The sequence below is a fragment of the Halobacillus litoralis genome, assembly GCF_009856445.1.
Taxonomy (GTDB): domain Bacteria; phylum Bacillota; class Bacilli; order Bacillales; family Halobacillaceae; genus Halobacillus; species Halobacillus litoralis.
The window spans coordinates 1-12,841 of sequence record NZ_WMFA01000004.1 but is presented as its reverse complement, the minus strand read 5'-3'; the positions used below and the strand labels follow the sequence as shown (position 1 = coordinate 12,841).

Here is a 12,841-nt window from a genome sequence, read left to right as displayed (position 1 = left end):
CCGAAGCAAAAGCCTAATTAAATTTATCGCACCACATGTTTCCTTGTGAAAAAGAAAAGCAGCAAAGCAACCATCATTTCCGCAATCGGAAGTGCGAGCCAGACACCAGAGATGCCAAGAAGTTTTGGAAGCATCCACAGCAGGACCAAAATGAAAGCAAAACTTCTTAATAGAATAATGATGACCGATGGACGGATTTTACCAATAGACTGAAAATAAGTCATGTAAACGAAATTTAAACCAAGGAAAAGATAACCTACGAAAAACAACCGAATTCCTTGAACAGCCAATTCACGGACTTCTTCTGATTCCAGTCCAAAGAGTGAAACGAGCAATGGTGCAGTAAGCAGACCGGTAATAAAGAGGATGGCCCCAAGCATGAATGCTGTCTTTTCACCAATCTTCACACTCTCTTTGATACGGCCTTTTTCGTTTGCCCCATGATAGTAGCTGATCATCGGTTGCAGCGCTGATTCAATGCCAAAGAACGATAGAAACATGAAGCCATGCAAATAATTAACGACAGAAAAAGCAGCGACTCCTTCTGTACCCAGTAAGCCGACCATCGCCAGGTTATAACCGGCAACAAAGACAAGAACTCCCGCTTCTGCAAGGAAGCTCGGGAACCCAATGAAGAAGATGGTTCTAAGCGCATGCCATGACCACTGGAAGGAAAGCTTCCTCAAATTTGAATGCTTTTTGAAGAAGTGAAGCAAAAGAACAAGAACCCCGAAGAAGCTTGCGAGGACAGTGGCAAGCGCCGCGCCAAAAACAGCCAGCTTTAAGATGAAAATCATATAATAGTTCAAGCCAATATTAATAATGGCCGTCATGCCGAGAGCGACCATCGCCAAAGTCGGACTGCCATCATTACGCACGAAGATGCTGAGCAGCTGCTGTACTGAGATCAGCCAGCCGAACAGAAATAGAACCGTTAAGTAGTCGATGGTATGGGAAAGGGTAGAGGCGTTTGCTCCAAGCAAATTCGCAATCATCTCTACGTTAAAATATCCGATCACTCCGATGACGAGCAAAAGCACCAATGAACTGGCAACAGCTATTGAGAATACGCTTCTCGCCTTCACCATATTTTCCTCTCCTATATGGATGGAATAGATGGTCCCCCCACCAATTCCAATCCACAATGCGATTGAGAAAATCAGAGAGAACACTGGCATAGCAAGATTAACGCCAGCAAGCCCTTCCGATCCTACACCGTTACCAACAAAAATCCCATCGATCAGGATGTTCACAGACATCAGCATCATCCCTAATAAAGATGGAAATAAATATTGAAAAAATACTTTTTTAACGGATTGATGCTTTAAAAATTCATGTGTTCCATTCATCTATAATTCCTCCTGCAATTTCTTACAAGAGATAGCATAAACCTTCAAGGAGCTTGAAGGTCAACCTTTATTATCAACCGGAATTTGAATCAAGGTTACATAGGCTGTTTTGTCCTGAATAACGGACTCATCGAGCATTGCTATTTCAACTGGGGCTCCGTTCATTCGATAACCATCTTTTTGGAGACGTTTTATGACAAAGGAATGGGTAGATTTAATCGTTTCATATGGTCCGTGATGCGGATAACAAGCGTACAACCCTGGCTTCAAATAGGATGTCTTTAAAGCTTCCTTCTCTTGGTGAAGCAATTCAAAGACAGCTCGATATTTCACAGACCCTTCTTTTAGACTATCTATTTCAACGACAGCCCCAAAATCACCTGTGAAAAATCCGTCATAACCGAGTCCAGCTGAAGAAAGACCCTCTAAGTCCTTTAAATACAATGATTCCAATTCTTTCATCAAATCGATCGGCGAATCATTATACAAATAAGAAATAGCACGTTTCGGAAACGAGCGATACACCAACGATGGATCTTCGCTAAGAGAAATCCCCTCTTCGATTGTATAAATCTTATTTTTGATTTTCTCAGAAACCTTCTTCAACCGCTCCATTTCTTCCTCCACTTCTCCAAGCTTTTGTTTTAGCAGAGCTTTTGTATTCTCAGGAGTCCGATGCTCCAGCTGCTGCTGGATATCTTTTATGGAAAATCCATTTTTCTTCAAAAAGATGATGGTATCGAGTACGACAAATTGTTCAATGGTATAGTAACGATAGCTTGTATCAGCATCTACATATTTGGGCTGGAAAAGCCCAATCTCATCATAGTAACGAAGTGTCGAAGGTGAGAGTTGAAATAGTTTGGCCACTTCTCCGACACGGAACCGGTCTTTCATTCGATTTCCACCTTTTTCATTATAGAAAATGCTTACTATTCAAATATCCACGAGCTTTAATTAAGGTTTTATTATGTTCGTCCCAGGCTGCCACTGGATTTTCACGGTCGATTCTGACGATGCTGAAGATTTGTTCCCCTAACAGGGAATAACCTATTTTCCTTTATTCTTAAATTTCATAAAAAAACTAGGCTGAAATGATACTTAAGGAAATTTTATCTCGAATTCAAAATAAAACATAATTTTTAATTATTTGAGTAAGTCCTTCTGGATAAATAAATTCATTTCCATCTAGTACCTTTCTAATTGGAACCCAATGAGCTTTATAAAACCTTGTCCCCTCTTTCACTTCAAGATATGGTTTGTCATACATCCATTCCTCTTTGAGATCTACAAGGTATATCTGAAAAATTTCATGCCCAACATCACCATTAATCTTGAATATGTTTTCTAGACAGGTTAGATAACGTTGAATAATTACTTCGGTTCCTAATTCTTCTTTAAATTCTCTATTTACTGTCCAATCTGACCTCTCACCAAATTCTATTGTCCCACCCAAAGGTCGATAAAAATTTCCTTCTCCATTAGAATGCTTACCTTTATATTGCTCTAGTAACAATAGGTCTTTATGAATTACTAATCCCAAAGACTTTGCTCGTGGATACATTAGATACCTCTTTTCATTAATCTCAGGGTTGCCCCCGTTTATGTAAAACTCGGATTCGAGATATTTATGGTAATATTTCATCCTTCTTAAGACTATTTATCGAAGCTTTTATGCAAGAAATACTGATTAAACCCCTTCGGATGATCCTCTATAGTACCTCATACCCGTTTTGTTTGTAAAACTCAGGAGCTTGAAAGCTAAATGTATCCAAATATATAAACCTGCATCCTTTTTCTATCGCCAAACGCTCAATCTTTTCTAAAAGAACACGACCATAACCTTCTCCTCTAAGTTTTTCTTCTACCCATAAAAACTCAATGTGCATATGATGCCAGAACATGTTTGCTGTAATTCCTCCATTGATATTTCCGTTGGCATCCTTAAGTACAAAACTAATATTTTCACTTGGAGTTTTAAGTTCGTCAGGAAGCTCCTTCATATTGTGCTCAATCACTTTTTTTCTAATAAAATCACTATCTTCTTGTTTCCATTGTTCTACTTTTATTACTTAAGGGAAAGATCCACGTTGTTTTCAACAATTAAGAAAGAGAGCTAAAAATTTTAGCTCTCTTTCTTAATTTCTCTTAGTTAATGCAAATATTCCCCAACTCTAATTTCTAAAAGATGGTGCCTGGTCCAAAACTTTTACAATGCTAAAATAATGGGGGAAGATGCTAACATTTTGTTAAGCTAATGAATTAGCATAGACCGACTGATTTTTAATTAGTATTCTGTTGATTCATTAATAGTGGATGGGAGAGCCTGGTCCCAAATCAATGCCAGTCATCATCCAAATAATTAACATGAGTGTCCAAGATCCAAGGAAAAAGATCGTATATGGGAACATAACAGAAATCAGAGTCCCAATTCCCATTTTTTTATCGTATTTTTGAGCGAATGCAATAATGATAGCAAAGTAAGTCATTAGAGGCGTAATGATATTTGTTGTAGAATCTGCCACACGGTAGGTCATCTGTGTTAATTCAGGTGAATAACCCAACTGCATCATGATCGGTACAAATACCGGAGCCATCATTGCCCATTTTGCAGAAGCACTGCCTATAAACAAGTTAATGGTAGCGGCCACTAAAATAAAACCTAAGATTAATGGGATCCCTGATAGGTTGGCCGATTCTAATAATTCCGCGCCATAAACACCGATGACGAGTCCCATATTTGTTTCTGAAAAGTAAGCTACAAATTGTCCGGCAGTAAAAGCAAGTACAATGAACATCCCCATGGAAGCCATCGTCTCAGAAAGCTGGTTTGCCACATCTTTGTCATCTTTAATACTTTTGACGGCGATGCCATAAAACAACCCAGGGATAAAGAATAGAATGGTGATAATTGGCACAAGGGAACTCATAAACGGAGATTGTATGATCCCTCCATCGTCTCCTCTTAAAGGGGCTCCAGCTGGAAGAATCAAAAGAGCAATAAGTACGGTTGCTACAGCGACAGAAATACCTGCCCATTTCAAACCTTTCTTTTCTGTATCATCCAATCCCTTTAAATCTTCACGGAACTCGCCTTTGTACTGTCCCAAACGGGGTTCGACAATCTTTTCTGTGACCCATCCCCCTACAAATGTTAGCAAGAATACAGAAACAAAGATGAAATAGTAGTTCATCGCTATATTCATATTCTCCGCATAGGCAGGATCAATGATAGCAGCAGCATCAATCGTTAACTCCCCTAATAAGGGGTCCGTAGCTGATAAAAACAAGTTAGCGCTAAATCCTGCAGAAACACCCGCAAATGCAGCAGCAAGTCCCGCTAATGGGTGACGGCCAAGTGCTGCAAAAATGACAGCCCCGAGTGGAGGTAATACTACATAACCAGCGTCAGAAGCAACACTGGACATGACGCCTGCAAATACAAGTCCATAAGTGATCAATGATTTTGGAACGGACTGCACAAACCCACGTAAGCATGCACTAATCAGTCCGGTTCTTTCGGCTACTCCTATCCCAAGCATTGTCACTAGAACGACCCCTAAAGGAGCAAATCCAATAAAGTTCTCGGTCATACTGGAGAAAATATACTCAATACCTTCTGCACTGAGGAGGTTGTTTATTTCAACTATTTTCCCTTCTTCCCCAGGGTGCTCTACACTCAGTCCAAAACTGGAAACGATAGCAGACAGTAGGACAACTAGTAGTGCCAAGATAGCAAATAGTGTAATTGGATGGGGCAGCTTATTCCCTACATATTCAATGGCATCCAATCCTTTTTGAAACATTCCTTTACGTTTTTTAAGCAATACTATTTCCCCCTCTCTTGTTGTAAAAGCAAAAACAGCAATGATTATTCATACCTCAGCCGTTTTTGTCTATTGCTGTCCTTTTTTAGTATAAAGCATTATCGATACAAATGAAGGCGTTTTCAAAGATATATAAAATTCCTTTTATTCTGAAAAATTCCAAAGGAGGTATAAAGTGCCCAGGTTTAGAGGAAAGGAGGAAAGTGCCTACCCCCCCTAATTTTTTACAGTTATATAGCAGCGTGGTCAGGCACTCTTACCCAAAGCAGATTTATCAGCTTCTTGATCAATTGCCCCCGTTACTGTAAGATTTGAATTGGAGATATTAGATAATCTAGCTACTCATAATTCACTTAAATATTTTGGTCAAATCCACTCTCTACATGTTCAAGAATGAATCAAATATCCTTTATTACCTACCATTTATCTCAATCGTTGTATGTAATCCTCATTTGACTTTACATTACTCGCTCGTCCTTCGTAGTTTTTAAAAAGCGAATGCCTACCAAAATCAAAATATGGGAACCAACCCTACACGTAGTTTTGGTCCCCTTTATATGAGTATTTCTCCAGAAATTAATACTACAAGTCAACTTACAGGAACTCAGCCAGTTGATGATCATGCTTGTCAAGCATGATCTGGTCTGCCTGAATTCCCTGTTCCTGCAGAACTGCTATATTCTGCATGAGAAATTCATCACCGCCTACAACATAGTAGAGACCGTCTTTATCAGCCCCAAGGTTTTTCACTTCTTCATAGTAGTCTGTTCGGTTATCGACAAACTTTGAAGTGAACTTTTGGTCAGGGTCTGATGCAAAAACATCGGTAAACAAGAATTCTTTTGACGAATCGATATTCAGCGAATGGATTTGATTCACATCGTCAGCCCTGTTTAAATAATCAAGTACAAGCGGTCTGAACGTAGCCAGACCTACCCCTGACGACAATAGATAAACATTTTTCCCCTGTCTTTTGAGCGGGACATTAGAATGGGTTTTAAATAGAGCAACATCACTTCCGACTTTAAGATCCTTTAAAATCGTTTTGAACTCGGAGCATTGCTCTCGAATACGTGTTGTAATTCCAATCGTGTTCTCATGAGGTAAAGTGGAAATTGACATATGGCGGACCAGGCTGCGATTCGGGGTATCACCACTATTAAAACCCTGCAGTGCAAAGTGAGTGTGGGAGCCTTCTTCCCATGTAAAGTCTTGCGGACATTCAAGCAGGTACGTTGTGACCTCAGACGTTTCTTGGATAATCTCGGTTATTTTAGTCCAATAGATTTGCATTTTACATCCTCCTTCATTATACATCTCCCACCATCTGGTATAGATCTTGTGATAAACCAGCGGAAGGATTAGGAAAAATAAATTTCAAACATATTCAAGAGATTTTCTTCTCTCCTAAAACTATAGAGCTAGTAGACAGCTAACGGTCCATATGGCCCATGCATAATTTCGATTTCCGTTTCAAAAATATCTGTTAATAGATCCGGATTCATAACTTCTTCTACTGTGCCAAAAGCAGAAATCTGTCCATCTTTCATAGCACAAATTTTATCAGAATATTTGGCTGCGAAGTTTATATCATGCATAACCGTCAGAATAGTCCTTCCAAATTCATCAGCAACATGTCTCAAATACTGCATCATTTGAACAGAACGAGCGACATCAAGATTATTCAGAGGCTCATCCAACAATACATACTCAGTCTCCTGACACAGCACCATAGCCACATAGGCCCGCTGTTTCTGCCCTCCTGAAAGCTCATCCAAATATCTATGTTCTAAATCGGTTAAATCTAAAAAGTCGATATATTTAGAAATAATCTCCTCGTCTTCTCTGGTCAATCTCCCTTTTGAATACGGGAAACGTCCAAATCCAGCCAGCTGCCTAACAGTAAGTCTCGTCACAAAATGATTCTCCTGCCGCAATATCGTTACAATCTTTGCCAAATCATTGGATTTCGTTGAAGAAACATCCATATTTGCTACCTTAATTTGACCCTCATCCATATTTAATAGTCTGCCAATCATTAAAAGCGTAGTAGACTTTCCAGCCCCATTAGGTCCAATCAATGAGGTGAAACCAGCTTTTGGTATTTCAATGTCCAAGGGTCCAATTTTAACCTTTTCAGCATACGTCTTTCTTGCATTATGAATTTTTATCATAGAGACCTCTTCCTTAAAATAACGATTAAAAATGTAAGCCCACCAAACAGTTCAATAAAAACAGAAACAGCGTACGCATTAAATACGTGGTACATTAAAAAATAGGAACTCGTGAGTACAAAAAACGCTATAGCAAAAGCCATCGGAAAAATATATTTGTGGTCATAAGTAGGTGCCGCTTGATAACCCAGAATGGCAACTAAAAACCCAAAGAAAGTAAGGGGACCCACTAAGGCCGTTGAAATTGACATTAATACAGCAACTAATACAAGCGTATAAATGATACTAGGCTGGTAATTAACACCGAAAGTAGTAGATACATCTTTTCCAAGCGACAATATATTCAATTTCTTGGAAAAGGAATATAACAGCAGTGCTACAACAATGACCATTGGTATCACAATAGGAAAATATTCAGGATCCGCATTATTCACAGAACCAATCATTCTTGTCAATAAAAGGTCAAACTCAGATGGAGAAAGAAGTTTTCTCATAAAAACAGAAACACTGTTCAGCCCAGTCCCGATAATGATCCCAACGAGCAGGACCAGTTGTAAATTTCCGTACTTTCCGGAAAGCAGCCATCCATAAAGAATCACACTCATTAAGATCATAAGACCAACTTGAAGCAAAAATGGTCCGATACCACTAAAGTTAACCATTGCACTAGCACCGAATAAAAACATTGTACTCGTATGTATGGTTGAATAAAGGGCCTCAAAACCTAATAGGGATGGCGTTATAATCCTATTATTCGTAACCGATTGGAAAGCAACAGTCGACAAACTGTGACAAATTGCAGCTATAAGCATCGCTACAATAGCTACGGCTCTATTTTTAACTACCGGGATAAAAGAGGGTGAATCTACTGGAACTGGATTGTTGTAAACCAGCAGACCGAATGAAAAAAGAAGGCCCAAAGCGATGAATGTTGTCAGCAAAATCCAGTAACGCCTTTTATCTTTCATTGTGCGGAAAGCGCTGGCCGTTCTGTTTTTGTTAGGAAGGCTAAAATTCATTGGTTTATTCTCATTATTTCTGTATTCTAAAGCGTTCATTTCAGCCTCCTTGCTTTCCGATCTCTCAATAAGATAGTAATAAACACAACTGAACCTACTGTTCCAAGGATTAAAGAAACAGGAACTTCAAAAGGCATAATTATGGTTCTAGAAACAAGATCACAAAAAGTAATCGTCCCCATTCCAATTAAACATACCCAGGGCAGATTACTTCTAAGGTCATCTCCTCTAATCATTGAAACAATGTTGGGGACAATTAACCCCAAAAATGGTAAGTTCCCAATAACTGCTGCAACAACACCTACTGCCACAGCAATAAGACCATTTGCCAGAAGAATGAGTGCCTTATAATTTACACCTACACTTGTAGCAACATCTTCACCCAGTCCAGCCAATGTCAATCGGTTGGCATAAATAAAAACAAGAATTGTAATGATTACAATAATCCACAAATATTCATACCTTCCAACCTGAACACCCGTAAAAGAACCTACAAACCAGCTTTCAATCACTTGTGTCATCCGAAAAAAGAGACCCAAAAATGTAGAAATGGAAGAAATGACTGCGCCAAGCATCAAACCAATAATAGGGACAATTAAAGAAGAACGAAGTCTGACCCTTCTTAAAAATAAAAAGAAGATCATCGTTCCGACAAAAGAAAAAATGACAGCTCCAGTCATTCTTAAAGCGATTGTTGGAGCAGGAAATAGTAAATAAACAAAAAGGAGCCCTAAACCTGCCCACTCAAATGTACCTGTGGTCGTAGGTTCAACTAAACGGTTCTGAGTAATCAGCTGCATAACGAGACCCGCCATTGCCAGAGCCGCACCAGTGAGCATCAACGCAATCGTTCTTGGAACACGAGTGATAAAGAACATCTCCATACCATCTTCTTGTCCACGCACATCATAAACCCCTATAAACAGAGAGAGTACAGCTAAACTTATCACTACTACAATCGCTATTATAAAGGGCTTTGTCCATATTTTATTCTGATTATAATACCGGGATTGAGAATTTCCCTCAATCCCGGTAATGGTATTTTTCTGCACGATGTTAAACTCCTTTAACCTTACTCAGCAAATGAATTAGCAAGGTTGTCAAACAACTCGATCATTGTTTGAATGGATTCGTTTAAGTAGGTATCCGTTGGTGCATACACAATCTGTTCTTCTTTAACTGCTATCGTGTTTTGAAGAGCAGGTGACTCATCAATCACGTCTTGAGCAGGAACTTTATCCGTTAAACTTGAAATTGGAGCATCACGGTCTAATACTAGAAGCCAGTCAGGATTACTTTGCGCAATGGCCTCCACTGAAATTTCATCTCCCTGGTGGTCTGTCGAGGCATCTTCAACTTCTAATGCAGGAGTCCATCCGAACATGTCATACAGCGGACCCCATACACGCCCAGTAGAAGGAGCTGAAAAACCGATATCTCCACCGGAAACGATAACACTCATAACAGTCTCTTCTTCATTATACGCAGATTCAGCATTTTCAATGGCCTGTTCCAATTCAGCTGTCAACTCTTCTGCCTCTTCATTTTTATCAAAAATTTGTCCTAAAGTAAGAGTAGTATCCTTAAAGCCATTAACAAGATTATCTCCAGCATCAGCTTCTTCAGAAACGTCGATATTTAAATCAATAACCGCAGCATTTGGAACTAATTCCTTAATATCTTCATAATATCCTGAGAACCTTTGGCCAACAATGACCAATTCAGGGTCTACTGCAGCAATTGTTTCAAGGTTTGGTTCACCGTGATTGCCGACATCTTCTACGTTCTCATCTTCTACATATGGTGAATCCGTAGACATAATCGGCTTTGGAACAGCTGCCAATTCGATATCCCAATCAGCTAACGTTTCAAATGTTCTATTATCCAGAGCAACTACGTTCTCTGGATTTACGGGGACTGTAACCGTTCCATGAGCATCAGTAACTTCAATAGTAGCAGGTTCGTTCGACTCCTCTGAACCGTCACCAGCCTCAGATTCAGTAGATTCAGATTCTTTAGCTTCACCTGATGCCTCATCCGAACTAGAACAAGCCGCCAATACCAAAGCAAAAAACAGCATAATGAAAATTAATTTAAATCTCCCCATTTGCATACCTCTTTCCTTTTCCTATTTTTTTGCAAAGAAAAACTCATTGAACTGATACTCCCATTATCTATACTTATATTATCCAGTCTTAAACACCAGATATTTTCATGTAACATAATGGAATTCCACATTTTCCATCGATAATGATTATCAATATCAACTATATAAGTTAGTTTACCACACAAAAAAAAATTCTCAACTGAATTTCAAATATTTTTAAGCATTCCAAAAGTTTCTAGTCACTTAGAAACTTTTGGAAATTATAAACTTCGTAGAAAAGACATATGGGTGTGGGTAGGAAATAATAAAGTTCTCTGGTCGCACAGGACTTCTCTCCCCCGGCGTCTGTAACGTGCTGGTTAGAGTGGTTAATGGATACTTAACAACTTCTAGACCGCCTCTTCTTTTCGAGATAAATACTTCCTTATCCCAAGGATTCTGTTAAAGTTTAGTGTTGATATTACTACAAAAAGAGTACTTCCAATTAAGTGGAAGTACTCTTTTTTATAGGGGCTTATACACTATATAACTAACGCCCCCATTTCTTAAAGTCTCGAAGTCGAGATATCTTCGTTTTCAACTAATCCATCTATTACTTTAAGTACATAATTTCAAAAAGCAATATTTGTACTATAGTTCTTCTTGGTTTATTTCTTCAATAAACTCTTCACTATCATCTTTTTTAACAACCTTTACTTTAACATCCTTTATTGGGCTTATTACGTACCAAAATCTTTTATCATCTTCAACGTTAATGATATTTGCTGATTCTTCGCCTGCATATACTTCAGTAATTGAATTATCACTAATTGCACCAGAATATATATATGGGGCTTGGTTCATTGAAGACCATTTTACAGGGGTATTCCATTCAGCTCCTCTTGTTTGTTTCCAGTCCCATTGATCACCATCTTTTTGAATATAAGCAATATAAACCTGTTCTCCTTGATGGTTGTTGTGCTCTCTAAATACTGCAACACCATCTTCTTCGCGAACGGCATTTAACTCTGTATGTACCAGTGAATACGAATAGTTTTTTTCCCCATCGTGCATTTCTTTCATTTTTTGATGAAAAAAGTCTTCAAATGTTTGTTCATTTGAACAACCAACTAAAAAAACGATACAGAATAGAAAACTTGTCAATATATTTACTTTCATCAAGTTAATCCCCCTATACCCTGCACTATAATTTTCATTGTACTACTTGCACAATTAATTCAAGAAAGAACAAATCGTAATTTCTGATTTGCCCCCTTTACATGAAGACTCGATTTCAAGATAACTTATAATTAAATTCTCGATGATATGTTACTGGTTTTAACTTCAAACGAGAAAATTTGAACTAAAAGATGTCCTTTGGGATAATCGACCTAAAATAGTAAAGGAGAATAAAAATGAAAAAACAAGCTTGGACTATGATAATTATTTTATCCTTATTTTTAGTAGGCTGCAGTAGTGAAAATGAAGAAATATCTAAAGAGCTACTTCCTGAAGTCGAAGGTACCTACACCATGCTACAAATATTTGGAGATGATGATAATAATATAAGCACTCCTGATTTCTTAAGTCATTATGACGATGAACAATTGAATAAAACTTTCCCATCTTGGATCGGGATTGCCAAAACAGAAGCCAGGAACAGATACTCCTCACTAGATATTGAGGAAACTCCTCAGTACTATTTCTTTGATACTAAAGGTTTAGTGTTAAAGACTGGGAACAATGAAGAAGCTAGGAATTTTATTGAAGATAAACTTAATAACAATGAATGAGAAAGTTTAAAGACTTCTAACGTATGATAGTAGGAGAAAGATGAATTCCAATCTAGAGGAGTTCATCTTTTTTTAAGACTTCTTCAACTAATGCCCCCTATACTTGAAGATTTGATTTCGAGATATTTTGACCAAGCGCTAATCCCGCCAAGCTTAGCTTGATAACTATAATAAGAACACGAGTAACAAACCTATAATGCCAGTTAAAAAATAACTAACTGTACCGATCTTTATTGTTTTTGTATTAACATCAGCTTTATGCTCAAGATTTTTCATGTAGTCAAATATTACCCAAAGACAAATTAAAGGAATTATCCCTAATAAATAATTATCTACTATATGAACTAACGTAAAAATTGTCACAATTGCAAATGCTACATTACTTAAAATAGTTTTAATAATGGTCCACTCCAGTTCACCTGTTTATTCCTTTAGATCAATAATCGAAAGATACTATCCAACTAACGCCCCCGTTACTTTAAAACTTGATTTCGAGACAGTTGAAGCTGACCTTAAACTAACCCACCAGTGATTCAAGGTAACTCTTAAATGTGGTACGTAAATAAGGTCCATTAATCAATGTAGATTTTTTC

General features: G+C 38.1%; 12 protein-coding genes and 1 pseudogene. 1 reads left to right on the top strand and 12 read right to left on the bottom strand.

The genetic code is table 11. From position 1 onward, the window contains the following. Positions 1 to 23 precede the first annotated feature (23 nt). The 12 genes and pseudogenes from GLW00_RS11945 to GLW00_RS11890 form a co-directional block, all read right to left on the bottom strand. On the bottom strand, positions 24 to 1,349 hold the full coding sequence (locus GLW00_RS11945; RefSeq protein ID WP_160914351.1) for an MATE family efflux transporter: 1,326 nt from the start codon (positions 1,347 to 1,349) through the stop codon (positions 24 to 26). 60 nt (positions 1,350 to 1,409) lie between these two features. After that, positions 1,410 to 2,246: a MerR family transcriptional regulator gene (locus GLW00_RS11940; RefSeq protein WP_160914349.1), complete on the bottom strand. Its 837-nt coding sequence runs from the start codon at positions 2,244 to 2,246 to the stop codon at positions 1,410 to 1,412. A gap of 19 nt (positions 2,247 to 2,265) precedes the next feature. Next, positions 2,266 to 2,376 carry an aminopeptidase gene (locus GLW00_RS11935; RefSeq protein ID WP_335808480.1) on the bottom strand — a complete coding sequence of 37 codons (111 nt, stop codon included), beginning with the start codon at positions 2,374 to 2,376 and terminating at the stop codon, positions 2,266 to 2,268. Positions 2,377 to 2,472: 96 nt separating this feature from the next. After that, positions 2,473 to 2,913 carry an NUDIX hydrolase gene (locus GLW00_RS11930; RefSeq protein ID WP_160914347.1) on the bottom strand — a complete coding sequence of 147 codons (441 nt, stop codon included), beginning with the start codon at positions 2,911 to 2,913 and terminating at the stop codon, positions 2,473 to 2,475. A gap of 92 nt (positions 2,914 to 3,005) precedes the next feature. After that, a pseudogene (locus GLW00_RS11925) lies at positions 3,006 to 3,418 on the bottom strand (GNAT family N-acetyltransferase). 237 nt (positions 3,419 to 3,655) lie between these two features. Beyond that, on the bottom strand, positions 3,656 to 5,176 hold the full coding sequence (locus GLW00_RS11920; RefSeq protein WP_160914345.1) for an AbgT family transporter: 1,521 nt from the start codon (positions 5,174 to 5,176) through the stop codon (positions 3,656 to 3,658). Between the two features lie 594 nt (positions 5,177 to 5,770). After that, positions 5,771 to 6,469, bottom strand: a complete 699-nt coding sequence (locus GLW00_RS11915; RefSeq protein ID WP_160914343.1) for a dihydropteridine reductase — start codon at positions 6,467 to 6,469, stop codon at positions 5,771 to 5,773. A gap of 128 nt (positions 6,470 to 6,597) precedes the next feature. Then, on the bottom strand, positions 6,598 to 7,350 hold the full coding sequence (locus tag GLW00_RS11910; RefSeq protein WP_160914341.1) for an iron ABC transporter ATP-binding protein: 753 nt from the start codon (positions 7,348 to 7,350) through the stop codon (positions 6,598 to 6,600). Beyond that, on the bottom strand, positions 7,347 to 8,408 hold the full coding sequence (locus GLW00_RS11905; RefSeq protein WP_160914339.1) for an iron chelate uptake ABC transporter family permease subunit: 1,062 nt from the start codon (positions 8,406 to 8,408) through the stop codon (positions 7,347 to 7,349). The genes GLW00_RS11910 and GLW00_RS11905 overlap by 4 nt, the downstream gene beginning before the upstream one ends. Beyond that, on the bottom strand, positions 8,405 to 9,421 hold the full coding sequence (locus GLW00_RS11900) for an ABC transporter permease (protein ID WP_160914337.1): 1,017 nt from the start codon (positions 9,419 to 9,421) through the stop codon (positions 8,405 to 8,407). Before GLW00_RS11900 ends, GLW00_RS11905 begins: the two co-directional genes overlap by 4 nt. 20 nt (positions 9,422 to 9,441) lie before the next feature. Beyond that, positions 9,442 to 10,476 (bottom strand): siderophore ABC transporter substrate-binding protein, encoded by a 1,035-nt coding sequence (locus GLW00_RS11895; protein ID WP_202412481.1) that lies wholly within the window; start codon positions 10,474 to 10,476, stop codon positions 9,442 to 9,444. A 630-nt stretch (positions 10,477 to 11,106) separates the two neighbouring features. Next, a complete protein-coding gene (locus tag GLW00_RS11890) occupies positions 11,107 to 11,634 on the bottom strand; it encodes a hypothetical protein (RefSeq protein ID WP_160914823.1) in 528 nt (175 codons plus the stop codon). A 236-nt stretch (positions 11,635 to 11,870) separates the two neighbouring features. On the opposite strand from GLW00_RS11890, the gene GLW00_RS11885 reads away from it, so the two are divergent. Beyond that, entirely contained in the window at positions 11,871 to 12,248 is a 378-nt protein-coding gene (locus GLW00_RS11885; protein ID WP_160914333.1) for a hypothetical protein, read from the top strand. Positions 12,249 to 12,841: the final 593 nt, after the last annotated feature.

What these genes read in the sequence shown, in the direction of transcription:
- GLW00_RS11945 (WP_160914351.1), bottom strand. Translation starts at nt 1,349, where the DNA reads ATGAATGGAACACATGAATTTTTAAAGCATCAATCCGTTAAAAAAGTA.
- GLW00_RS11940 (WP_160914349.1), bottom strand. Translation starts at nt 2,246, where the DNA reads ATGAAAGACCGGTTCCGTGTCGGAGAAGTGGCCAAACTATTTCAACTC.
- GLW00_RS11930 (WP_160914347.1), bottom strand. Translation starts at nt 2,913, where the DNA reads ATGTATCCACGAGCAAAGTCTTTGGGATTAGTAATTCATAAAGACCTA.
- GLW00_RS11915 (WP_160914343.1), bottom strand. Translation starts at nt 6,469, where the DNA reads ATGCAAATCTATTGGACTAAAATAACCGAGATTATCCAAGAAACGTCT.
- GLW00_RS11910 (WP_160914341.1), bottom strand. Translation starts at nt 7,350, where the DNA reads ATGATAAAAATTCATAATGCAAGAAAGACGTATGCTGAAAAGGTTAAA.
- GLW00_RS11905 (WP_160914339.1), bottom strand. Translation starts at nt 8,408, where the DNA reads ATGAACGCTTTAGAATACAGAAATAATGAGAATAAACCAATGAATTTT.
- GLW00_RS11895 (WP_202412481.1), bottom strand. Translation starts at nt 10,476, where the DNA reads ATGGGGAGATTTAAATTAATTTTCATTATGCTGTTTTTTGCTTTGGTA.
- GLW00_RS11890 (WP_160914823.1), bottom strand. Translation starts at nt 11,634, where the DNA reads ATGAAAGTAAATATATTGACAAGTTTTCTATTCTGTATCGTTTTTTTA.
- GLW00_RS11885 (WP_160914333.1), top strand. Translation starts at nt 11,871, where the DNA reads ATGAAAAAACAAGCTTGGACTATGATAATTATTTTATCCTTATTTTTA.